Source organism: Rhodococcus erythropolis NBRC 15567 (genome assembly GCF_001552595.1).
Classification (GTDB): domain Bacteria; phylum Actinomycetota; class Actinomycetes; order Mycobacteriales; family Mycobacteriaceae; genus Rhodococcus_F; species Rhodococcus_F erythropolis.
Window position 1 is genome coordinate 140657 of sequence record NZ_BCRM01000005.1, and the last position, 22431, is coordinate 163087.

Consider the following 22431-nt stretch of genomic DNA (forward strand, 5'->3'; position numbering starts at 1 on the left):
GTTCAGTCCGCCTGGAACGGGCAGCAGATGTTTGCGTCAGCGAGTCAGCGCGCGATTGAACAGATCGATGAACGGGCGAGGCGACGGGGTCCCGGTGGGCCGGAAAGGCGCAGAATCCCTGGACGCGGATACCCACTCGGTTCTGCTCACCCGCGCCAAGTCGAGCTGATATCGGGTGTCGGCGGCGAGTCGGTGCAGGAAGAGTGTTCCGGTTCGCCCGTTTCCTTCCCGAAACGGGTGGGCATGATTGAGCGTCGAGTACACCGATGCGAGCGCGAACGACGCAGCGCCGTGATCGAGCGCTATCCAATCGACGGCGGCGATGATCTCTTCCACCTCGGACAGGTAGTTCCGAATCGCCGAGACCGGGGCAAACGTTGCCGCACCTTTCCTGATGTCAACGGTTCTGATGTGTCCGGCCCACTGGTACAGATCTTGGAAAACGTGCTGGTGAAGTAGGAGAAGTTCGGCTGTGTCTCGCGTGTGCGGTACGAGGTCGCTGCCGAGATGCGCCTCACCCAGACGAAGCGCGGTCGCCGCGAACTCGAGTGATTGCAGTGCGGCGGGATCTCGCACGTCGAAATTGTTCTCGAGCACCGATGTACCGCGATAGACGTACGGCGCTGATTTTCGCCAGCGGATCCGCGGGGGAATTGCTGACGACAGGCCGACGGCTCGCGCTAATTCCTGCTCGAAATACTCACGCCGAGAAAGCATCCCGATCATGACGGCCTCGAGTTCCGCGATCTGCTCGTTACTCGGATCCCAGCCTTCGAGGCGCTCCGCCGCCAGAACCTGTTCGAGCGCAGTGCGATTCACGGGTCGATGTCGGGTAGCGCCGACGCGGACGCGGCATATTCGAGTCGTCGTTGCACACCTGCGACCTCGCGCACTGCATTGCTCAGCAAGCTCCGCGAGAGCGGAGTGAGTTCGGAGATCACGACTTCGTCGGTCGGTGGCCGACCTGCCGCGAACTGATCGGTCTGGTGGCGGACACGAATCTGCTGCAACACTTCGAAAGATTCGATCAGTACCTGGGCGTCGTCGTCGAGTAGGAAACCGCTTCCCGCTGCAGCCTTGAGGCGTTCGAGTGTCGAACTCGTGCGGGCGCCCACGGAAATCCCCGCCCATCGAGCGATGTTCACGATCGGTTGGACGGCGCTGGCTTTGAGGTCGACGGTTCCGGTCCGACGCGTCATCACGTCCTTGAACGAATGGAGCTTTGCCTTGTCTCCGACCGCTTCGCGAAGGAGTAGTCGCATGACGGCCGGGTGCAGTCGCAGTTGATCCAACGCCGCAGGGCGAGGATCCAACGCCGGATCGCCTGCGACGACACGGGCATCCGCCAGCATCGACAACATGACCAGGGCTTGGTCCTGATACGGGTTGGACACCCATTTTCGCAGCGCAGTGCGCCATTGTGGGAGCGTCCGAGCAAACCTGGCCTGGGTCGCGACGGCGTTCTTGGTGTCGCGAGGGAACCCGCAGAGATCGAGGATGTCGTGGATGGTCTTCGCGGCGTCGGCTCCCTCGTGATGAGATTCGCCGCCCCACACCAGCGCACTGTCGATATCCGAAGAGGGGAGCGCTTCACGCCTGGCAACGCTGCCGAGCGACAGCCACGCGAAATCCGGTCGCTCGTCTCCGCTCACCACCAATTCGATGGCTCGCCTGACCGTCACGTCGATCAGCACGGCCAGCGTCGCGCCGATGTCGAGCGGTGAGACCCGTGACGCCACCAATTCCGTCACCAGAACAGGGACCGCGCGGGCTGTTTCGACGAGGTGGGCGTCGTCCTGTGCTGTGGCGAGCGCTGCGCGCAGTTCGAAACCCTGATTGGTGGCCGAAGTCAGGAGGTCGCTGAGTTCGAGCACACCCATCAGTGCGCCTGCCTCGGTCACGACCGGGAGATGGCGCAATCCGTACTCGAGCATGTCGGTCACGGCGTCGGCGCCCAATCGATCCGGATCGACTGTCACTGCTGACGGCGTCATCACTGTTGATACCGGCTGATTGCTGTCGATACCACCGACTACCACGCGAGCGCGTAGGTCACCTTCGGTGAAGATTCCGAAACCGCTTGTCTCCGTCGGGATCACAACAGCACGGCGGCCCGCATCGGTCATCAACTTCGCGGCCTCGCGGATGGTTGCCTGGCCGTCGCAGACAATTGCGGGCCCGCGCAACAGGTCTCGCACCCGGCGCATGGCGGGACTCTGGATGCCTTGCCCCGCCGAGTGCCCCGTCATGGGGTCATTGTCGCAGGTGTGTCCGTTTCAGGCAGCGGAGGGTGAGATGTCAGAGACCGCCGAGTCGCGAGAGTACGTCGAGAGCGGAATCCGTAGTACGCCAGAGTGCGTCGATCTCCTGTTCTGCGCCGGGACGTGTCTGCGGATTCTGGAGGGCGAATCCGTTGGCCAGTGTGATGGTGTTGTATCCGCTGTCGGCGGCGCGGAGCAGCAGTTCCGAGGGCTGCGAGTTTCCGGCCAATCGGTCGAGTCCTTCGCCGACGAAGTAGAACCGCCAGAGCGGCCCCAGATCGGCGTCGTACTCGGCCTTGGTGAGGGTCACGATCGAACCACCCTTGACGGCAATGGAATCGACGATCTTGTAGAAATCCGTGACATCCTCCGCAGTGGTTCCGGACGTGGCGACGGCGTGAGCGAGGTCGACGGTGAGATGCGCGTTGTAGCCGGCCATGGCAACCCGTGCTGGACTGGCGTCGCACTGACGTGTCAGGGCGAAGTAGTTGGTCCACGCCGGATCGGTGGGAGTACCGGTGAACTCCGCATGGACGTTCACCAGGTACCTGCGCAGCAATTCGAAGCTGACGGAATGGGCCCACTCGTCATCGGCGAAGGCCGCAGGGTCTCGCTGCAGCGGCATCACCGCCTCGTGTTCGACAGCGTCGAGGCCGATGGAGAACAAGCCTCGCCAATCGTGGTGTGAGACGAGGATCGACGTGATCTCACGATGACGTTCGACAGCGGTCTCGAGCCGAGGCAGTCCGGCACCGGTCAGCGTCGTGACGTCGCTGAGTTCGACAATCCGGCCCACCTCGGCATTGCTCAGAGGGCTACCGCAAGCCGTCGAAAGACTCTCGCCCGGATCTGCGAGTGCAGAACCGGGCGAGAGGAAAGCGGCGGTGATGCCGAGCGCGAGCGTCAACGGATACAGCCGCATCGGATTCATCGGCTCAGACTAGGCGTCCATTTTCACAATTGTCCGGATTGGCGATCAGCTGAGAACCGCGTCGGCCTCGATCTCGATGAGCAGAGCGGGGTCGATCAGCGAGCTGACCTCGAGGATGGTCGTGGCGGGACGAATCTCGCCGAACACTTCACCGTGCGCCAGAGCAGCCTGCTCCCACTGCGTCATGTCGCGCAGGTACATGCGAGTGCGGATGACGTCGTCGAGCGAGGCGCCGGCCTCGGCAAGTGCTGCCTTGATAGTTTCGAGCGCTGCGCGGGTCTGATCTGTGAGGGTCTCGCCAGGAGCGGTGGTGCCAGAGACTGCGATCTGGTTACCGATGCGCACGGCACGGGAGTAACCGATCTTGGGTTCCCATTCGGAACCGGACGAAATATTGATTCTGTTCGACATGCCCCGAATTCTGCCAACAACTTCCCGGCCGTGGTGAGGCACGGTCGGGTATTCGCTCCATCTTGACATACCTTAGAACAAGTGTTCGACTTGGGGCCATGAGGTGGTCGGGTCAGGCATTGGATGCAGATGACGGAGCGCTACCCGGACTCGAACGGGCCGGGTTGGTTCGCTCCGTGCAGACTCCCGAGTTCGAGGGAATCACGTTTCACGAGGTGCTCTGCAAGAGCGCGCTCAACAAGATGCCCGAAGAGTCGACGTTGCCGTTCAGCTTCACCGTCAACGCTTTTCGTGGTTGCTCGCACGCATGCCGATATTGCTTCGCGAGACCGAGTCACGAGTACCTCGACCTCGACGCCGGCGCGGATTTCGATTCCCAAGTGGTCGTGAAGACGAACATTGCCGCGGTGCTCCGCAAGGAATTGGCGCGAAAGTCCTGGAAACGGGAGGCAGTGGCACTGGGTACCAACACTGATCCTTATCAGCGAGCGGAGGGCCGATACCGCTTGATGCCCGGCATTATTCGCGCGTTGACCGAATCGGGAACTCCCTTCTCGATCTTGACGAAGGGAACTCTGCTCCGACGGGACCTGCCGCTGTTGAAGATGGCGGCGGCGCAGGTCGACGTCGGAATCGGAGTGTCATTGGCGATCAACGACGCTGCACTTCAGAAGCAGATCGAGCCTGGTACCCCGTCACCGCGGGCGCGTCTCGAGATGATCCGGGCCATCACCGACGCGGGATTCTCGTGCAATGTCATGGTGGCGCCGGTCATTCCGTTCCTCACCGATTCCACCAGTCACCTCGACGGTCTGTTCGAGGCACTGTCCGAAGCCGGTGCGACGAGTGTGACGGTCTTCCCGATGCACCTGCGGGGGAGTACTCGGGGTTGGTTCATGAATTGGCTTGCTCAGGAACATCCGGCACTCATCCGTCGCTACCGCGAGCTGTACGGGCGGGGTGCGTATGTCACTCCCGAATACAAGCGTTGGCTCGCAAGCCGTGTCGAGCCATTGGTCGAGCGTCATGGGTTGGGTGGTCGTTCGGAGCATCGAGACGTCAGTGCGGCTGGCAGTGAACCGCGTGAGGCGCCTCGGGAACTGGTGGGTGCGGGAGCAGCTCTCACTTTGTTCTGACGGCCGCGGGCGCGTAAATCGGAGGCGCCCCGGACGTTTGCCGGGCTACATTCGCCTGGTGCTACTCACACTGACGTCCACCCCGACCCCGCAGACTCCTGATGCGACCGCGTTGAGCTACCTGCTGCACAAACATCCCGACCGCGTGCAAAGCTTCGACTTGGCGATCGGCACCGCCACGGTCCTGTACCCGGAGGCCTCGGCCGAAAAGACCACGGTGGCAGTGATTGTGGACGTCGACCCCATCGAACTTGTGCAGAGTAGGTATCGACGAGGCAAGAGTGGCGACAACTTTTCGCTGGGGGAGTACGTCAACGATCGGCCGTATGCGGCGTCGTCCATACTCTCGGTTGCTCTGTCGAAGCTGTTTCGGACCGCGTTGACGGGAACGTGCAAGTCGCACCCGGAACTCGTCGGAGCCGAACTCGCGTTGACCGTCTCGATTCCGGTGGTTCCGTGTGGCGGCGATGCGGAATTGCCTCGTCGGCTGTTCGAGCCGCTGGGCTGGGACGTGACCGCGATACCGGTGCAGCTTGATCCGCACCTACCGACGTGGGGAAACTCCGACTTCGTGTCGCTGACACTTACCGGGGAACACACGGTGCAGAGTGCCCTACGGCACCTCTACGTGCTGTTGCCCGTCCTCGACGATGTGAAGCACTACTGGGTGGGACCTGACGAGGCAGACAAATTGATCCGCGTCGCTGGAGAGTGGTTGGCGTCGCATCCGGATTCCGCGCTGATCATGTCCCGCTACCTGGCTCGTCGACGCGACCTGGTCGAATCGGTGGTCGATCGACTGATTCCCGAACAAGCTGAGGCGCAGATCGAAGCACCGAGACCGGATCCGCCGCTGGCACGCCTTCGCGTCGACGCAGTTTTGGCGACGCTTCAGCGACTGCACGTGAGAACAATTGTCGATATCGGTTGTGGCGAAGGTAAATTGCTCGAGGCGCTGATGCCGCACGCTCAATTCGACAAACTTGTCGGCGTCGATGTGAGCGCGCGCGAACTGACACGGGCGCAACGCAGATTGAAGTTCACCGAAATGTCCGACGTCCAGCGTGAACGTGTGTCTTTGATGCAGTCGTCCGCGACGTACCGCGACGCACGCTTGAAAGGCTTCGACGCAGCCGTGCTGATGGAGGTGGTCGAGCACGTCGACACGGCGCGCCTGCCGGCGCTGGTCAGATCGGTCTTCGTGGACGCAGAACCGCAGTATGTGCTGCTGACTACTCCGAATGCCGACTACAACGTGCTGTATCCGGCATTGGCCGCGGGAGAGTTCAGGCACCCCGATCACAGGTTCGAGTTCTCACGGACCCAATTCGACGACTGGGCAACCGAAACGGCCCGAGTCCACGGCTATTGCGTGGAGTTCGAATTTATCGGAGCAATTGATCCGGTCCTCGGCGGGCCGACACAGATGGCAATCTTCACGAAGGAGGCACGAACGTCATGACGGTGTACGAGATTCCAGATCTCGCCCTGGTAGTACTCATCGGCGTCAGTGGCTCGGGAAAGTCGACCTTTGCGGCGCGCCACTTCGGTGAGTACGAAACCCTCTCGAGTGACACATTCAGAGGGTGGGTCAGTGACGATCCGAACTCACAGGAGTCGACGTCCGATGCTTTCGAAGTGCTGGAGTTCGTCGCGGCCAAGCGTTTGCGACGCGGACGCCTCACGGTGGTCGACGCGACCAACGTCCAGCCCGCCGCGCGCAAGCGACTCGTTGCGTTGGCTCGCGAGCACGACATACTGCCGGTGGCAGTCGTGCTCGATGTTCCGGAATCGGTCTGTTCTGCACGAAACGACGCACGCTCTGATCGGACGTTCGGACGCGACGTGATTCGTCGCCAGCACCAACAGTTGACTCGCTCGCTCCGCGGGTTGGGTAAGGAAGGTTTCCGTTCGGTTCACATCCTCAGAGGTGAGGACGCGGTTTCCGAAGCCACATTCTTGCGCCACCCGCTCCGCAGCGATCTGCGTGTCGAGCGTGGTCCGTTCGACGTCATCGGTGACATCCACGGATGTCGAAGTGAGCTCGAGACGCTCCTCGTGAAACTCGGCTACACCGTCGACTTCGGGACGGATGGCAGAGCTGTCGATGCGGTGCCGCCGGACGGGCGAACTGCCGTCTTCCTCGGTGACTACGTGGATCGGGGACCGGATTCGGTCGGTGTGCTGCGTCTGGTCATGGGGATGGTCGCGGCGGGACATGCGATAGCGGTTCCGGGTAACCACGAGAACAAACTCGTCAAGGCGCTGCGCGGTAAGAAGGTCACGCCGAGTCACGGACTCGCCGAGACCCTCGAGCAGATGGCCAGCGAGTCGGCGGAGTTCCGCGAAAGCGTCGTCGACTTCTGTGACGGTCTCGTCGCGCACCTCGTCCTGGACGACGGCAAACTCGTTGTCGCGCACGCCGGTCTCAAGGAGGACTACCACAACAGGGCGTCCGGCCGAGTGCGAAGCTTTGCGCTCTACGGTGAAACCACCGGTGAGACGGACGAATTCGGCCTGCCCGTTCGATACCCGTGGGCGCAGGACTACCGAGGATCAGCGATGGTCCTCTACGGTCACACTCCGGTGCACGAGGTGGAATGGATCAACAACACCGCGTGCCTCGACACCGGCTGTGTGTTCGGTGGATCCCTCACCGCCCTTCGATACCCGGAACGAGAGATCGTGTCGGTTCCGGCGGAGCAGGTTTGGTACGAGCCGGTGGTACCGCTGGCACCGCCGACTCGTGATCCGGATGTGCTCGATCTCGCCGACGTCCTCGAAACAACCGGCGTCGACACCGAACTGCGCGGTCGAGTGTCCGTTCGCACCGACAACGCTGCCGGCGCCTTGGAAGTGATGAGCCGATTCGCCGTCGCGCCGCAATGGCTGCGGTACCTACCGCCGACCATGGCGCCCTGCGCGAGCGCCCAATCCGATGATTATCTGGAACACCCGTCGACCGCGTTCGACGCATACCGGGCCGGCGGAATCGGAACAGTGATCTGCGAAGAGAAGCACATGGGTTCGCGGGCAGTGGTGCTCGTGTGCCGTGATCGATCGGTTGCTCAGTCCCGCTTCGACGCACCGGATGCGCTCAGCGGGATGGTGCACACCCGCACCGGCCGCCAGTTCTTCGACGACGACCTGACTCAGCAGTTGATCGACGACATCGCCGCCGCAGTCACCTCCGCTGCGTTGTGGGAAGAGTTGGGCACCGACTGGCTGCTCCTCGACTGCGAATTGTTGCCGTGGAACGTCAAAGCGGAAGGTCTGCTGCGCTCGCAGTACGCGTCGGTCGCGGCGGCCGGGCGATCAGACCTCACAGCTCGCGAGGCCGTGTTGGCGCGGGCCGGGTCGCGGGGCCTGGACGTGGCGGAGATGTTCGAACAGACAACTGTTCGGGCCGCCAGTATCGAGCGCTTCGGAGAGGCGTACCGACGGTACGTGTGGCCGACGAACGGACTGGACGGCGTCACCATCGCGCCGTTCCAGATTCTGGCGACCGAGGGCCAGTCGTACGGGGAACGGGATCACGAATGGCACCTCGGTATTTCGGACCGCCTGGCCGCGGCCGACCCGAATCGATTTACCACTACACGTCGCCTGGTCGTCGATCTCGGTTCCGAAGACTCGGTGTCCGAAGCGACGAAGTGGTGGGAGTCGCTCATCGGTGACGGTGGTGAGGGGATGGTCGTCAAACCGCTGGCGAATCAGATTCACGGACCGCGGGGGTACAACGCGAAGGTTCAGCCGGGGATCAAGGTTCGCGGCCGGGAGTACCTGCGATTGATCTACGGTGCCGACTACCTCGAACCGTCGACGCTTGCGAGATTGCGTAACCGCAACCTCGGACACAAGCAGTCGATGGCGCTGCGCGAGTACGCGCTCGGCATGGAGGCGGTATCCAGGCTCGTCGACCGTGAACCTTTGTGGCGAGCGCACCAGGCCGTGTTCGCAGTGTTGGCTCTCGAATCGGAGCCGGTCGACCCGCGGTTGTGACGGCCGGTGCCCGGGCTCGGATTGATACCGTCGGGTATGGGTGTGATTGCGCGCTTGGACGGTTTCAACCGACGCAATCCGTGGAGTCACAACGATCACTACGGCCGGTGGGTTCTACGTAATCTGCGCGGGGTCAGGTCCGGTCGCGCTCTCGACGTGGGGAGCGGGACCGGCAATCTGATCGACCTCTTGCGGCGGCGGTTCGACGTGGTGGTCGGTGTGGAACCTGACCTGACGACGTCGGCCGCCGTGCGCGCAAGGTTTGTCGACGACGAGAACGTGATCATCGAAGCGCGGCGGATCGAGGACTTTGCATACGAGGCGAAGTACGACGCGATCACAGTCGTTGCAGCGTTGCACCATCTTCCACTCGAGGAGTCGATGAAGCGGCTGAGCGGCCTGCTCGAACCGGGCGGCCGGCTCGTCGTGGTCGGGTGTTATCGATCGACCACAGCCACCGACGCACTCCTGTCGGTGTTGGCGACCGTGTGCAATCCCGTCGTCGGCGTCGTCAAGCATCGACGGGTTGCCTCCGAGCCACTGAAGGCGATGACGGCTCCCACCGCGGAAGCGGGTGAGTCGATGGCTGACGTCCGACGCGCGGCCGCGTTGTGTTTGCCAGGTAGCCGGATCAGGAGACGACTGTTCTGGCGATACACCCTGATCTACGACGCGACCGTCGCTGCCGCGTCGGTGGGGGAGTGAGTAGACCGCTGCGGTTCGCGGGGAAATGCGCGTCGGCCGAACCCGACTATCACCAACGAACCGATCATCAGAGCGACCCCGATGCCCGCCAGATGTGAGAGCCCGCCACCGTCGACGACGGCAGAGCCGAGCAAGGCACCCGTAGCAATCGCGATCTGGAACACGACGACGTAGATGGCCGAGGCACGGTCGGTCCCGATCGGAACGGCGCGCAGAACCGAGGACTGGAGGCAGATCGGAACGGTGGTGAACGCCGCACCCCACAAGATCGTGGCGACGACGGCGAACGCTCCCATCGACGGCGCCAAGAGCCAGAAGATGGCCAGCGCGCCTGCCACCGTCGCGATCGAGATGAGCGTGAAGAGACGCGGTCGGCGGTCGTAGTACTTGCCGGCGACCCACACTCCGACTGCGCCGGCGGCGCCGTAGACCAGAAGCATCGCGGTACGGATGCCACCGGACGAGCCGAGGCTTTCCTCCACCAGAAGTGTGAAGAACGTGTACGAAGCGAACTGCCCCAGGGCGGCAAACAGCGTTGCCGCGCAGATGACGGCGAGTGCCCGTTTCATCGCCGGTGTCGGCTTCGGTTTGTCTCGCTTGCTCCGATGGTGTTGATCGACCGGCATTTCGGGCAACGCACGATGCAGTGAGAAAGCGATGACCACTGCCACCACACCGATTGCCGCCGACGCAGTCCGCCAACCCCAGGATTGGCCGATCGCCGAAGACAGTGGACCTCCGAGAACAAAAGCGAGAGACGTACCGGCATACACCATCGCGATTGCCTTGCCCTGTTGTCCGCGCGGAACCAGAGTGGCTGCGACCGGGGCAACGACAGCCCAGAACACTCCGTGCGTCGCAGCGCAGAGCAATCGTCCGATCACCAGCATCGGATAGTTGACGGCCAATGCTGCGACCAGTTGCGACACCGCGAGGGTGGCCACCGTCAGAACGACAACACGTCGGCGCGGCCAGGTTTTGACCGCTCCGATCAGCGGAAGCGTCAAGACCGCGACACCGTATGCGTAGAAGGTCAGCAGTAGGCCGACACGCCCTTCGGTGACGTCGAGGTCCGTCGAGATTTCGCTGAGCAGTCCGACGGGGAGCATTTCGGCCGTCACGTAGGCGAAGGCTGCTCCGGCCAGTGTCATCAGCCGTAGCGTGGTTGCCTTCGGCAGTCGAACAGTCATGTTGTGTAACGATACATGTATCGATACACACCTGCGCAATGGATATTTTGCACTCGCTATGCTGATGCTCATGGCCATACGTGCGCAGCGTTCGAGTCGTCCGACGATGGCCGACGTCGCCAAGGCCGCAGGCGTGTCGGTGATGTCGGTGTCGTACTCCTTCGCACAGCCCGAGCGCGTGTCTGAATCAACGCGGGCCAAGGTGTTCGCCGCCGCCGAAGAGCTCGAGTACGCGGGCCCTAACCGGGCGGCGCAGTCCTTGCGGAGCGGGAAATTCAACAACATCGCGGTCGTCTTCAGCGAGAAGCTGACGTATGCCTTCGAAGACGCAGTAGCTCGGCGATTCCTCTCGGGAGTCGCCGAAGCGTGCCTGGATGCGAACGCCGGATTGATGATGCTGCCGAACTCGGGGAAACCGGGAGACGTCGACAGAGTTCGCGACGCGGCAGTAGACGGTTTTGTCGTCTGGACCACCGTCTTCGACGATCCCATCCTCGATGCGATTGTCGGCACCGGAAAACCCGCATGCATCCAGGGTGGGCCGTTGCACGAGGGTGTGGATCTCGTCGGGATGGACGATGTTGCCGGCGCCGTTGCGATCGCGGCAGTCGGGTTGTCGGGGGCGCAGCGGCCCGCGGTGATCAGCCTTCCGTGGGATCGTGAGCGTCGGTCCGAGATTCGGATGGACGTGGTTTCAAGTGAAGCGTTCTTTCCGGTGTCCCGCCATCGGCTCGAGGGCTACGAGCGCGCCGTCCGCGACGCGGGCCTCGATTGGCCCTCGGTGCGGGTGGGGGTGGTCACCGTCAACGAGCGGAGCGAGGGTGCGCGGATGGCTCGGTCCCTGCTCGACGTTCCCGAGAGTCGAAGGCCGGATGTCATCTTGGCGATGAGTGACGAACTGGCTCTGGGGGTTCTGGACGCGATCCGTGAACTCGGCCTCGCGCTGCCCGACGATGTCGCAGTCGTCGGATGGGACGACACAACAGCCGCATCGGACGCCGGCTTGACCACAGTTCGCCAGTCCCTGTTCGATCAGGGACGTAACGCAGCTCGCGTGGTTCTCGGGCTGGACGATGCGGTGGAGCCGGTCGAGTGGTCGGTGCGTCGGCGAACCTCGACGCGATGATCACGCCGGTAGTCATCGACGGTCTGCGTCTTCGGTGGTTCGTTCCTCCCGAATTGGGGGAGACCGTCCGGTGGGGACTCTCCTGGAATGTCGACAGCCCGAGCAGGTGGGCGGTAGTCGAGCCGGCGTGGCTCTTGACGGCGGAAGTGCGAACGAGTTCGAAACCATTGATGTGGAGACTGCCTCGCGACGGGTCAGACATCCGGGAGCCGGTCCAGCCGGCGGTCGGTCGCGTCGGTGCACTGCAATTCATGTTCGACGCCGAACCACCGTTGCCGTCTCGGATCGAAGCCGCGGGCGCTTTGCAACTACGCGCCGGAACTCCTCGTGACGACACAAATGCCCGTCAGGCGTGGACCGATTTCGACGAGAATGCCTCCACTACCGGAGTGGTTCGCCGTCTACGGCTGATGTCGATGGAGTCCGACATGCTGCCCGACCCGAAGTTTCCGCACGGCCCGAACTGGGGTTGGGCATCGAGGCAATTCGTGTCCGGGTCCGAGCGGTTCTACGAGTTGGCCCGCGCGCCTCGCGCGTTGCGCTCGTATCAGCTGACCGATCGTGAATACGGGCCGCTGCGCGAGGACTTCCTCCTGGTCGACCTCGAGACGGCTGCTTGATCGTTGGGACCTGACACCGTTTTCATTCAGTGGACACAGACTCCAGCTGATCGGAACCAGTGTCTGCTCGACGAAACCGGTGCCAGGTGCTTCGACTAGCGCGCTCTGCCGACCACGTTCAGTGCGTATTTACCGGGCGACGCCCCGACATGCTTGACGAAGTGCCGCGACAGGTGGGATTGATCGTGGAATCCGACGTCGACGGCCACGTCCGCCAATTCGCGCCCGGCGAGGATTGCGCGTCGCGCCAGATCGATTCGACGTCCCGTCACGTACTTGTGAGGCGGAAGCCCGAAATGCTTCGCGAAGTTCTTGATCAGATACGTGGGGTCCCGTTGCAGGATGTTCGACGCTTCCCGCATCGTGATTCCCGTTGTGAGTCGCGCATCGAGCAGGTCCCGAAGTTGATCGGCAACGCGTTCGTCAACGGTCGGCGTGTGACGGGATCGACCTGTGGCCGGTGTGAGGATCTCGTTCAATCTTTCAGCGAGGAACCCCAGGCGACTTTCGGCTTCGAGTGATTCGCCGTGTGGGCCGAGTGCAGAGTGCAGTTGATCGATGCGGTGGCGCAGTAGAGGGTCTCGAATCTCGGGGCTGTCCACCGCCGGGCCTATGAGGACCTCGCCGAGAACTGACGTGTCGAGGTAAAGGATTCGTTGACGAAATCCGGCCTCGGTGACCGGAACTCCGTCGTGTGCGATGCCTGGCGGCAAAAGAGTGACGATCTCGGGTGCTGCGCCATGAGCGCGATGATCGAGGTCGTATGCAATCGTGCCGCGGTCGACGAGCATCAGAGACCACTGATCGTGCGTGTGTTTGGGATAGGCGTGTCCGACGAAATCGGCATGGAAGACCTCGGTGATTCCCGCGAGGCCCGGTGCCCACGCGGTGATCTGTGCGCCGCGGGGATCCATGTCAGAAACGTACAAGACGCAGCTGCCTCGGGTGACGAAGAGTGGCGGGGTCGTCATCGCGGTGGTGTCGCGCCCGAGGGAGGAACAACATGAACAGTTCGGCAACAGCGGTATCGCTCCGCGAGAAGTTCGGTCAGTTCGCCGAGCACTGGTCGCCCAAGAAGATTGCGGCCCTCAATGATTACGAGATCAAGATCGTCAAGATCAAAGGTGAATTCGTCTGGCACTCCCACACCGACACCGACGAAATGTTCCTGGTGACGAAGGGGCAGATTCGAATCCAACTCCGAAACGGAGATGTTCCACTGGGACCCGGTGAACTGTTCGTGGTACCTCGCGGAGTCGAACATTGCCCGATCGCCGAGGAAGAAGCGGAGGTGATGTTGATCGAACCCGTCGGCGTGGTGAATACCGGGAACGTCGGAGGGGCGCGTACCGCAATGCTCGAGGACTTTTCGTAGTTACCGGCTCTTCCAATCCAGGGGATTGGTACGCAACGGCAGGGCCATTCCCGATCTCCAGAGCGTCGCCGCGCGAGAGTGCGGACGGAGCTCGACCTCGCGCCGCATCGATTGCGCGAACTCGTCGGTGAACCCTGTTCGCGGGTACTCCGCGATTGTTGCATCAACAGTTGCTCGCGGAATTTCGGGCGCACGCCGACCGGCAACGTCGAAATGCGCTGCGGCATGCAGTAGATAGGCGTCAGCGCCCGCGCCGCGGTCGACGGTCAGATCCATGTGCAGACGGATCGCTTCGCCGATTCGCCGTACCGACCTCTCCGAAGTTCCCACTCGGGTCGCGAGTTCTTCTGCGTCTGCGGCACTGATGTAGGTGAAACACCCGTGCTCGGCCGATCCTTCTGCGCCCAGTCCGACATCGTGAAGGGCGCACGCAGTGAAGAGATCTTCGGGGTCGTACTCGATCGCATCGATCTGCGCGAAGGCGTCGGCCCAGATCCAGCAGCGCAGGCTGTGGTTCAAGACCGCGGGGGAGAGGGTTCCTCTGGCGTGATGGAGCGCTTCGCTGCACAGCTTGGTGTCGGGGAGTGGGCGTTTGCGCAGTTCGGGTGTGCGAGTGGGGTAGCGGCCGAGCCGCAGCCGGAGCATCGACGGCGTGCTCATGGCCTGCGTAGCAGCCGCGCGGGCCATGAGCTGTATCTGCTCGAGGGTGGTCAGCTCACCAGGGCGCATCGAATTCCTGTCTGAGGTAGGGGGCAGCTGGATATGAATCTAGTTGCCAGGTCTGATCCTTCGTTCGATACGAATATCTGTCGACGACGGAAACAAGGAATTATCCGAACAATGTCGATCCGTTCGCACCAATCAACGGTTGAACCAATTCGGAAATCTCACCGCTCACAGCAATCAAGTTTCATCACGCAAAGACGGCGGGGGGCTCAGATGACGCCGAACCCGACGATCCCCGGGACTTCCGACGGGACGATGCGATGGAGCATGACCTTGTTGTTCTCGTTGCCGCCAACGGTCGTCAGAGTGCCGCCGTCGTTGACCAGAACGACGTTGACGTGTTGGCCGAAGGGGCTCGAGTCGCCGTACAGGATCGTGTCGCCGACCTTGGGCTGGTAGTCCTGACCGTAGGGGACAAACGCGTCGACCGACTCGTAATACTCCTGCAGCGTGTACACCCCGGGGATGCGCCACGACCCTGAGTTGGGGTTCGAGAACGGCGTGCCGATCTGGTTCATCGACCAGCTCACGAAATCGGCACACCACGATTCTTCGACACCCTCGGCGTACTTGGTGCCGGGACTCCCTGACTCCCACTCCTGCTCGAGGACGCCCAGTAGCGCACTCTGCTGAGCGCTGAGAATGCCGTGGTCGACGGCCGGGAACGAATCGAGATTCTCGCCGGCAAGAGCGTCGTCGCCGCGCGCGAACCACCACAGTGCGCCGGCGACAGCTACGACCACCACAACGCCGAATACGCCCAGAACAGCGAGAGTGCGTCTGGGCGTATTCGGTGCGTGCGACATCACGCCACGATAGTCAATTACTCGAGCGGGGGTGCCGAGCGATCGATCGTCGTCGCGAGTGGCTTCTCCTTGACGAAGAGCAACAGGACAACTGCCGCGATGACCAAGGGGACGAGGTACAGGAAGATCGGCGCCAGCGCGTCGTTGTACGCACCGACGATGATCTCGCGAACCTGGCTGGGCAACTTCCAGAGGATTCCCGGGGTCAAGGAGTTCTCGTCACCACCGACCGCGCCGCCATTCGCGGGGAGTCGCTCGGCCAGGAGATTGGTCAGACGCGAGGCGAACAGGCTGCCCACGATCGCGCTGCCCAACGACGCACCGATCTGACGGAAGAAGTTGTTCGACGCGGTGGCCGTTCCCACTTCGGCCGCGGGGAAGGTGTTTTGCACGATCAAGATCAAGATCTGCATGACGAGGCCGAGTCCGATACCCATGAGTGCGATGTAGCAACCGAAGACCAGCAGTGAGGTCGACGGCGTCAGACGTGAGAGCAGGACCAGAGCGACTGCGACGATGGATGTTCCGACGATGGGGAAGATCTTGTAGCGGCCGGTCTTGCTGACGAGCTGACCGGATCCGATCGAGGCGACCAGCAGGCCTGCCATCATCGGAATCATCATCAGTCCTGCTTCGGTGGCGTTCTTGCCTGTCACCATCTGGATGTAGGTCGGCAGGTATGCGAGCGCACCGAACATCGCGATGCCGATGATCAGACCCGCGACGGTGGTCAACACGAAGTTTCGTTGAGCGAACAGGTGCATCGGAATTACCGGTTCGTCAGCACGCTTCTCGACGAAGACAAACGCCACTGCGGTCACGATGCAGCCGATGATCAACCCGATGATGGCGCCTGACCCCCAGGCGTAGGTGTTGCCGCCCCAGGTGGTGAACAGGATCAGACAGGTTGCGGCCGTTGCGACGAGGACCATCCCCAGATAGTCGATGCGAGGTTTGCCGAGGTTCGGCTTCCGCAGGTGAAGGAATGCCATTGCGCTCGCGATTGCGAGGAGCCCGAGGGGGATGTTGATCCAGAATGCCCAGCGCCAGCCGATGCCCTCGGTGAACCATCCACCGAGAAGGGGGCCGGCAACCGAAGCCAGTGCGAACACGCCGCCCATCGCACCCATGTACCGGCCGCGTTGCCTGGCGGGGACGACGTCGGCGATGATCGCCTGGGACAGCAGGATCAATCCGCCGCCGCCGAGTCCTTGCACGGCTCGACCAGCGATGAGTGTGGTCATGTCGTGGGACAGACCGCCGATCACCGAACCGACGATGAAAATGCTGATGGCGCCGATGAAGAGGCCCTTGCGCCCGATCAGGTCACCGAGTTTTCCGTACACCGGCATCATGACGGTCGAGGCGAGGATGTATGCCGTCGTCACCCAGACCATGTGGTTGACGCCGTTCAATTCGCCCACGATGGTCGGGAGCGCGGTGCTGAAGATCATCTGGTCGAGCGATGCCAGAAGCATCGTGATCATAAGCCCGACAAAAACGAGGATGATCGACCGTTTGTCCGGCGCGGCCTCGGTATCGGTATGCGTGCCGTCAGGCTCGACGGTCGCAGCTTCTCGAGTGGACATGTAGTTCCTTAGTTGAGTGACAGCTGGTGCGAGAGAGTGCGGATCAGCTCTCGGACCTGAGTATTCGAGCCATCAGGAGTAGTGCCGGATCAAGCAAGTCGGTTCTGGGGCTTGCCCGTTCACTGTTCTGCCATTTTCGGAAGACGTAACGCATCGCGGCGCCTGCGGTGATGACCGTTGCCGTGGCTTCGTCGGCAGCGGCTGTATCCGAGTGCAGGCGGCGATACTCGGTTCTGTGCGACAACTCCCGCGTGAGGATCCGGGTGAGCGTGTCTTCAAGATCGTGGAAGGTGGCCAGATGTTGTTGCAACAGCGTGGGATGACGTTCGAACAATTCGCGTCGATGCGCGAGCAGATCGGGTCGCTCGTCGACGATCTGCATCGCCGCCTCGAAGACCGCGAGGGCGCCGCGCAGCGGATCGTCCGGGTGCTCGCCGATGAGCGTGAGCATGGTTGCCTCACTTGGCACGACGAGCATGAGCCCACCGATCGCCGCGTCCTTGGTGGGGAAGTAGTTGAAGAACGTGCGGGTCGACAGATTGCAGGCCTCGCAGATCTTCTCGACGGTCACTTCGTCATAGCCCAGGTCGAGGACGAGTTCGACGGCAGTGTGCTCGATCAGCTGCCTCGTCGCAATTCGTTTTCGTTCGCGCAATCCGAGAGTTTCGGTTCCCATTTCATCCATAATTGCACAGAGTGCAAAGTTTCATCGAATGCAATATTTCGCCCAAGAATGCCTCATGAAATGCAAAAAATGGGGATCGGGTGCCTGGTGGATAGGATGAACCGCGTGGAAGACACCTTGCCCCCTTGCCCCGAATGCGCCGGCGAATACACCTACGAGATGGGCGCGTTGATGGTCTGCCCGTCCTGCGCGCACGAGTGGGCGCCGACCGATAGTGCCGGCGAGGACTCGGGTGTGGTGAAACTGGGTGTGGTGAAAGATGCCGTAGGCAACATCCTTGCGGACGGAGACACGGTGACGGTCGTCAAGACGCTCAAGGTGAAGGGCAGTCCGACCGGCATCAAGTCAGGTACGAAAGTGCGCAACATCCGCCTTGTTCAGGGCGTTGGCGACCACGACATCGACTGCAAGGTCGACGGCATCGGACCGATGCAATTGAAGTCGAGCGTCGTCAAGAAGGTGTGACCGGACAGCGATAGATGTCGGCTCGAAATCCTGTTCAGTTTCGACGGTTCGATAGCCACAATCGAGGAGATCTTCGACCGCTCGAACGAATGGACCGAACTGTGCCGAACTCGATCTGCCTGGCGCCCGCACTCGATAACACCACACTCGATACAGACGAGCAGTGGGAACGCATCGTCGATGCGCTGACACGCAGGGGATTCCTCGGCGCCGGGCTCGGTGTCGCGGCTGCGACATTGCTGGCAGCGTGCAGCAGCGACGAAAACGGCTCGGCGCCAAGTGGTCTCGTCACAGTGCAGGATGAGACGGGCAGAGTCGAGATTCCGTCGGATCCGCAGCGAATGGTCATCGCCCACGTCAGCGCCATGGCGACGGTCCTCGACCTCGGTGTGCCGCCGGAGAAGATCGTCGGCGGCTTCTTCGGTCTCGAAGGGGTGGGCGGCGACGCGGTGTTGCGCACGATGCCGGAGGCGGCGAACATCCCGAACCTCGGCACGGCGGGAACGTGGAACAAGGAAGCGATCATCGGCGCGTCGCCGGATCTGATCGTCATGCTCCTGACCGCCGGAAATGCTTATGCGGCAAAGTCCTACGACGAACTCTCTGCGACCGGTGTTCCAGTGTTCGCCGGCTTCAACGGGTACCTCACGTGGGACGAGATGAAGAAGTTGGTCACCTCGATGGGCGTCGCGGTCCGACGGGAAGAAGCTGCTGCGGAATTGAACGCGAGAACGGAAGAGCGCCTCCTCGCAATCAAGGATCGGCTCTCGGCCCTCGGCTCGCTACCGTCGGTGATGCTGCTGCGTACCGGCGAGAACGGTGTCGTCTACAACCAGGTCGACGCTCTTCTCGATGCTCTCGGTTTCCCGGGCGATCGAGCTACATCGGAGGAGTTCACCCGCACACTCACAGCGGAGCAACTCGATCAGGTGACCAGCGACGTGATCATCGTGGGTGCATTCCAGGACCAGCAGGACGTCCGCGCGCAGTTGGCAATGAACCCGCTCTGGGAGCGTCTTCCCGCTGTCCGCTCGGGGAACGTCCATTACGTCGACGACAGCCTGTGGGGCTCGGGCTATTCTCCTCGCGCGACCGAGCTGCGACTCGACGACATCGAGCGGATCTTCAGCTGACTCCGTCGTGTCACCTCGACTTATCGGTGCATTACCTCGAGAATCATGATCATGGACAAAATCAGGTTCTTCGAGCTTGTCACCGAATGGTTCGAAGTACTCGGTGTTGTCGCCATGGTCCTCGGGTTCGTGTTCGCATTCGTGATCGCGGGGCGCGCCTGGAGTCGAACGCGCGACGGTAGTTCAGCGTTTCGCACTCTGCGCGAGACGATGGGTGCGGTCATCCTTCTCGGGCTCGAGATCCTTGTCGCCGCTGATCTGGTGAAGACTGTGACGTCTTCACCGTCGCTGACCGACGCCGCAGTTCTGGGCATGATCGTTCTGATTCGGACCGTGTTGAGCCTGTCGATTCAGATCGAGATCGACGGGGTACTTCCGTGGCGCAAGGCGTTGGTGTCAAGTCCGGAACTCCTGGTACGCGCAGCGCGCGGATCAGGAGGCCGAACGACGCCCGACGCGTCGAGTTCGTAGCGATAGCCGTTGCGAGTGAAAGGTCGGGCAGATGACAGCAGTGCGTACCGAGCATCCCACTGTCGACGAGAGGCGGGCGCGCGGTCGCCAGGCGCGTAGAGATACGCCATTGGCCGCGCTCGCGGATCTGACTGAGAGTGACCGCGATCCGATATCACTGCTGGAATTGCAGGCGAAGTCGCGGGTACAGGACCTGGTGCCCATCCGATACGGGCGCATGTCGGCGTCCCGGTTCTCGTTCTTCCGTGGTGCTGCCCTGGTGATGACGGACGACTTGTCCCGAAGCCCTGATTCCGGCCTGAACAGCCAACTCTGCGGCGACGCACACCTGAGCAACTTCGGTATCTATGCGACGCCCGAGCGAAAGCTCGCGTTCGACATCAACGACTTCGACGAAACGTACCCGGGGCCGTTCGAATGGGACGTGAAACGACTGGCCGCCAGTTTGGCGATCGCAGCGAAGGACAACGGATACTCCGGCAAAGAGCGTAAGAAGATCGTTCGCGGGTGTGCGGCCGAGTATCGCGAAACCCTGATCGCTCAGGCAGGATTGGGGAACCTTGCAGTCTGGTACGCGCACATCGCACCCGAAGACGGACTGGAAGAACTTCGCGTCGATTTGAAGAAGCGAATGCTCGAGCGGACCCAGGCGACGTTGGACAAGGCTCGTCGCCGAGACAGCGCTCAGGCTGCCGGAAAATTCACCGAAATCGTCGACGGGAGAAGGCGGTTCATCAGTGACCCGCCGCTGATCGTGCCGGCAGAGGAATTGTTCGCGGGCACCGACCTCACTCAGATCGAGGAGTTGCTACGTCAGCGCGTTCGTTCCTATCGAAGCACGTTGCAGTGGGACCGTCGGGTGTTGCTCGAAAGCTTCGAGATGACGCACATCGCGCGGAAAGTTGTCGGTGTCGGGAGCGTCGGAACGCGCGCGTGGATGATCCTGATGAAAGGCGTCGACGACGACGATCCGTTGATCCTGCAGGTCAAGGAGGCGCAGCCGTCCGTTCTCTCGGCGTACGTCGATGGCCCCACCTTCTCCAACGAGGGCGAACGAGTAGTGAACGGGCAGCGCCTGATGCAGGCCACCAGTGACATCTTCCTGGGGTGGGAGCGCGGACCGGGACTCGACGAGGATGAGCACGACTTCTACATCCGCCAACTTCGGGACGGCAAGGGATCAGCGGTCATCGAAACCATGAAACCCGAAGGGATGGAACTCTACGGGCGACTATGCGCGAGGGTCCTGGCCTATGCGCATGCTCGCTCGTCCGATCGGATTGCGATCGCCGAATATCTCGGTGACGGAACCGAATTCGATTTCGCGATCGGGGAGTTCGCGGCTGCCTACGCCAAACGCAACGCACGCGATCATGCCGCTTTGCTGACCGCGATCGACGACGGTCGCGTGTCAGCAGAGCGGGGAGTGTGACGACTCAGGCGAACACGCCGTCGAGCCAGGCCTGCCACGCTGTCGTTGCTGATCCACCGTCAGCGCCCTCTGCGAAGAGGTGATGGGCCGCGTCGACGGTGCCGCCGAAGGCGTTTCGTCCGTAGAACCGCAGCAATGCGTCCTCGGTACGCAAGCCGATGAACCAGTCGTTGATGTAGTCGACAATCGCGTCGACGGTTCCGATTCCGGGGACTTCCACCGACGTGGCGTCACCGACAGCGGTGCCCGAGGTGATTCCGAGGGCGCTGCGAAGCGTTCCCATCGCTTGCGGCGAGGACGAGGATTCCGGGCCTTCGGCCGAGACATAGGTGACGGGTTTGCCGGCGAAGTACCGCACGTATTGTCCGAGACTGTGCAGGTAGAAGTCCGTGTGCTTACCCGCGCCGTCGTACTGGTTGTCCCAGTCCTCGGCAAACACTCCGGCATGGACGTAGCGGACAACGGCGGTGCTCTCGTCGCGGGCCTCGACGACGTACTCGAGGTTGTTGAACCAGCCGTCGGGGCCTTGCATGTGGATGGCGAGCTCGCGGGGCGGCTCCCACGTCGCGATGATCGGGCTGTCCGGACTACTGCCGTCCGCAGGGATTTCGAGCGGAGACGGGAACATCCAGCCGGCCGTCTCTGCCGAGATCGCGGCCCAGATCTGCTCGGGAGTTCCGGGGACGACCACCTCGCGGCGGATTTCGAATTTCTCGGACATCGCTACTGCTCCGTTTCGGGTGTGGTGACGTGGGGTGTGGTGAGACTGGGATGCAGGGCGACAACCAAGCGGTGTTTGCGCCCGGCTTCGGAATTGCCGTCGTGGTATTTGGCCACAAGTGAGTTGATCGACTCCCCGAGTTCGCCGGCGAAGGCGGCGCGGTCGGCCGCCGTGGCAAAGATGATGTCGCTGTCGATGGCAAAGGACGCCAACGGTTTTCCGGCCGCAGTTGCGCCGGCGATCAGTTCGCCGACCTCTCGGACGATCCGCGCCGCGAGAGTGACGAGCCAGCGCGCCGAGAGCTGATCCGGGAACCGGCTCGGGTCCGGCGCGAGCGCCGACATTGCAGCGGGGGAGATGACGTACGACGCGGCGCTGGCCTGCATGATCCGCTCCGTCATGTTTCCCCGCTTGCGCTCCTCGACGAGTTCGACGAGTCCGTGTTCCTCGAGAGTGCGCAAGTGGTAATTGATCTTCTGGCGTGTCAAACCCACTCGGGGTGCCAGCGAGGATGCTGATGCCGGAACTGCCAGTTCAGCCAGAATCCGTTGGCGGATCGGATCGAGCGAGGCCTCGGCAGCTGCGGGACGATCGATGACTGCAACTTCCAACATGAGAAAACCATCCCACCGACAACCAAATCTGT

At 62.3% G+C, this 22431-nt stretch carries 23 protein-coding genes; 11 read left to right on the forward strand and 12 right to left on the reverse strand.

Annotation, left to right across the window (positions count from 1 at the left end; all coding sequences use genetic code 11):
- Positions 1-36: 36 nt before the first annotated feature.
- Genes RE4_RS10170 through RE4_RS10185 form a run of 4 tightly spaced genes read right to left on the reverse strand, consistent with a single transcriptional unit; the run spans position 37 to position 3603 of the window.
- Positions 37-819 carry a Fic/DOC family protein gene (locus RE4_RS10170; RefSeq protein WP_060938528.1) on the reverse strand — a complete coding sequence of 261 codons (783 nt, stop codon included), beginning with the start codon at positions 817-819 and terminating at the stop codon, positions 37-39.
- Positions 816-2249, reverse strand: a complete 1434-nt coding sequence (locus RE4_RS10175; protein ID WP_238076717.1) for a putative nucleotidyltransferase substrate binding domain-containing protein — start codon at positions 2247-2249, stop codon at positions 816-818. The genes RE4_RS10170 and RE4_RS10175 overlap by 4 nt, the downstream gene beginning before the upstream one ends.
- A 49-nt stretch (positions 2250-2298) precedes the next feature.
- On the reverse strand, positions 2299-3183 hold the full coding sequence (locus RE4_RS10180) for a DUF5995 family protein (protein WP_078377493.1): 885 nt from the start codon (positions 3181-3183) through the stop codon (positions 2299-2301).
- A 54-nt stretch (positions 3184-3237) separates the two neighbouring features.
- Positions 3238-3603, reverse strand: coding sequence for a RidA family protein (locus RE4_RS10185; RefSeq protein ID WP_019748335.1), 366 nt, complete (start codon positions 3601-3603; stop codon positions 3238-3240).
- A 98-nt stretch (positions 3604-3701) separates the two neighbouring features.
- On the opposite strand from RE4_RS10185, the gene RE4_RS10190 reads away from it, so the two are divergent.
- Genes RE4_RS10190 through RE4_RS10205 form a run of 4 tightly spaced genes read left to right on the forward strand, consistent with a single transcriptional unit; the run spans position 3702 to position 9446 of the window.
- Positions 3702-4739 (forward strand): Rv2578c family radical SAM protein, encoded by a 1038-nt coding sequence (locus RE4_RS10190; RefSeq protein WP_003944842.1) that lies wholly within the window; start codon positions 3702-3704, stop codon positions 4737-4739.
- A gap of 37 nt (positions 4740-4776) precedes the next feature.
- Entirely contained in the window at positions 4777-6201 is a 1425-nt protein-coding gene (locus RE4_RS10195) for a 3' terminal RNA ribose 2'-O-methyltransferase Hen1 (protein WP_020907670.1), read from the forward strand.
- Positions 6198-8741 carry a polynucleotide kinase-phosphatase gene (locus tag RE4_RS10200; protein WP_060938530.1) on the forward strand — a complete coding sequence of 848 codons (2544 nt, stop codon included), beginning with the start codon at positions 6198-6200 and terminating at the stop codon, positions 8739-8741. Before RE4_RS10195 ends, RE4_RS10200 begins: the two co-directional genes overlap by 4 nt.
- Positions 8742-8777: 36 nt before the next feature.
- A complete protein-coding gene (locus RE4_RS10205) occupies positions 8778-9446 on the forward strand; it encodes a class I SAM-dependent methyltransferase (protein ID WP_060938591.1) in 669 nt (222 codons plus the stop codon).
- Here the strand turns inward: RE4_RS10205 and RE4_RS10210 are convergent.
- Entirely contained in the window at positions 9407-10636 is a 1230-nt protein-coding gene (locus RE4_RS10210) for an MFS transporter (RefSeq protein ID WP_047888364.1), read from the reverse strand. The two genes, RE4_RS10205 and RE4_RS10210, sit on opposite strands and share 40 nt — an antisense overlap.
- A 70-nt stretch (positions 10637-10706) precedes the next feature.
- Here RE4_RS10210 and RE4_RS10215 point away from each other — a divergent pair, with 70 nt between their 5' ends.
- Both RE4_RS10215 and RE4_RS10220 read left to right on the forward strand, forming a co-directional pair.
- Complete coding sequence (locus RE4_RS10215; RefSeq protein WP_228117894.1) at positions 10707-11762, forward strand: LacI family DNA-binding transcriptional regulator; 1056 nt, start codon at positions 10707-10709, stop codon at positions 11760-11762.
- Positions 11759-12382, forward strand: a complete 624-nt coding sequence (locus RE4_RS10220) for a hypothetical protein (protein ID WP_238076716.1) — start codon at positions 11759-11761, stop codon at positions 12380-12382. The genes RE4_RS10215 and RE4_RS10220 overlap by 4 nt, the downstream gene beginning before the upstream one ends.
- Before the next feature lie 95 nt (positions 12383-12477).
- Here RE4_RS10220 and RE4_RS10225 read toward each other — a convergent pair whose 3' ends face one another.
- The gene (locus tag RE4_RS10225; protein WP_060938532.1) at positions 12478-13296 is read right to left on the reverse strand and encodes a helix-turn-helix domain-containing protein; all 819 of its coding nucleotides are present in this window, start codon (positions 13294-13296) and stop codon (positions 12478-12480) included.
- 89 nt (positions 13297-13385) lie between these two features.
- Here RE4_RS10225 and RE4_RS10230 point away from each other — a divergent pair, with 89 nt between their 5' ends.
- Entirely contained in the window at positions 13386-13757 is a 372-nt protein-coding gene (locus tag RE4_RS10230) for a cupin domain-containing protein (RefSeq protein ID WP_060938533.1), read from the forward strand.
- Here the strand turns inward: RE4_RS10230 and RE4_RS10235 are convergent, their stop codons facing one another.
- The 4 genes from RE4_RS10235 to RE4_RS10250 form a co-directional block, all read right to left on the reverse strand.
- Positions 13758-14486 carry an HD domain-containing protein gene (locus tag RE4_RS10235; protein WP_060938534.1) on the reverse strand — a complete coding sequence of 243 codons (729 nt, stop codon included), beginning with the start codon at positions 14484-14486 and terminating at the stop codon, positions 13758-13760.
- A gap of 206 nt (positions 14487-14692) precedes the next feature.
- On the reverse strand, positions 14693-15289 hold the full coding sequence (locus RE4_RS10240) for a CHAP domain-containing protein (protein ID WP_021344205.1): 597 nt from the start codon (positions 15287-15289) through the stop codon (positions 14693-14695).
- A 17-nt stretch (positions 15290-15306) separates the two neighbouring features.
- Complete coding sequence (locus RE4_RS10245) at positions 15307-16878, reverse strand: MDR family MFS transporter (RefSeq protein ID WP_060938535.1); 1572 nt, start codon at positions 16876-16878, stop codon at positions 15307-15309.
- Positions 16879-16921: 43 nt separating this feature from the next.
- Positions 16922-17554 (reverse strand): TetR/AcrR family transcriptional regulator, encoded by a 633-nt coding sequence (locus RE4_RS10250; RefSeq protein WP_024487257.1) that lies wholly within the window; start codon positions 17552-17554, stop codon positions 16922-16924.
- A 114-nt stretch (positions 17555-17668) separates the two neighbouring features.
- Between RE4_RS10250 and RE4_RS10255 the strand changes: the two genes are divergently transcribed.
- The 4 genes from RE4_RS10255 to RE4_RS10270 all read left to right on the forward strand — a co-directional run bounded on the left by RE4_RS10255 (position 17669) and on the right by RE4_RS10270 (position 21064).
- Complete coding sequence (locus tag RE4_RS10255) at positions 17669-18028, forward strand: zinc ribbon domain-containing protein YjdM (RefSeq protein WP_020969567.1); 360 nt, start codon at positions 17669-17671, stop codon at positions 18026-18028.
- 101 nt (positions 18029-18129) lie between these two features.
- The gene (locus RE4_RS10260; protein ID WP_238076715.1) at positions 18130-19161 is read left to right on the forward strand and encodes an ABC transporter substrate-binding protein; all 1032 of its coding nucleotides are present in this window, start codon (positions 18130-18132) and stop codon (positions 19159-19161) included.
- 51 nt (positions 19162-19212) lie between these two features.
- Complete coding sequence (locus RE4_RS10265) at positions 19213-19632, forward strand: DUF1622 domain-containing protein (RefSeq protein ID WP_007728052.1); 420 nt, start codon at positions 19213-19215, stop codon at positions 19630-19632.
- Between the two features lie 31 nt (positions 19633-19663).
- Positions 19664-21064 carry a DUF2252 domain-containing protein gene (locus RE4_RS10270; protein ID WP_019748352.1) on the forward strand — a complete coding sequence of 467 codons (1401 nt, stop codon included), beginning with the start codon at positions 19664-19666 and terminating at the stop codon, positions 21062-21064.
- Between the two features lie 4 nt (positions 21065-21068).
- Here RE4_RS10270 and RE4_RS10275 read toward each other — a convergent pair whose 3' ends face one another.
- Both RE4_RS10275 and RE4_RS10280 read right to left on the reverse strand, forming a co-directional pair.
- Positions 21069-21785: an SRPBCC family protein gene (locus RE4_RS10275; protein ID WP_060938537.1), complete on the reverse strand. Its 717-nt coding sequence runs from the start codon at positions 21783-21785 to the stop codon at positions 21069-21071.
- Between the two features lie 2 nt (positions 21786-21787).
- On the reverse strand, positions 21788-22399 hold the full coding sequence (locus tag RE4_RS10280) for an ArsR/SmtB family transcription factor (RefSeq protein ID WP_060938538.1): 612 nt from the start codon (positions 22397-22399) through the stop codon (positions 21788-21790).
- Between the last annotated feature and the right edge of the window lie 32 nt (positions 22400-22431).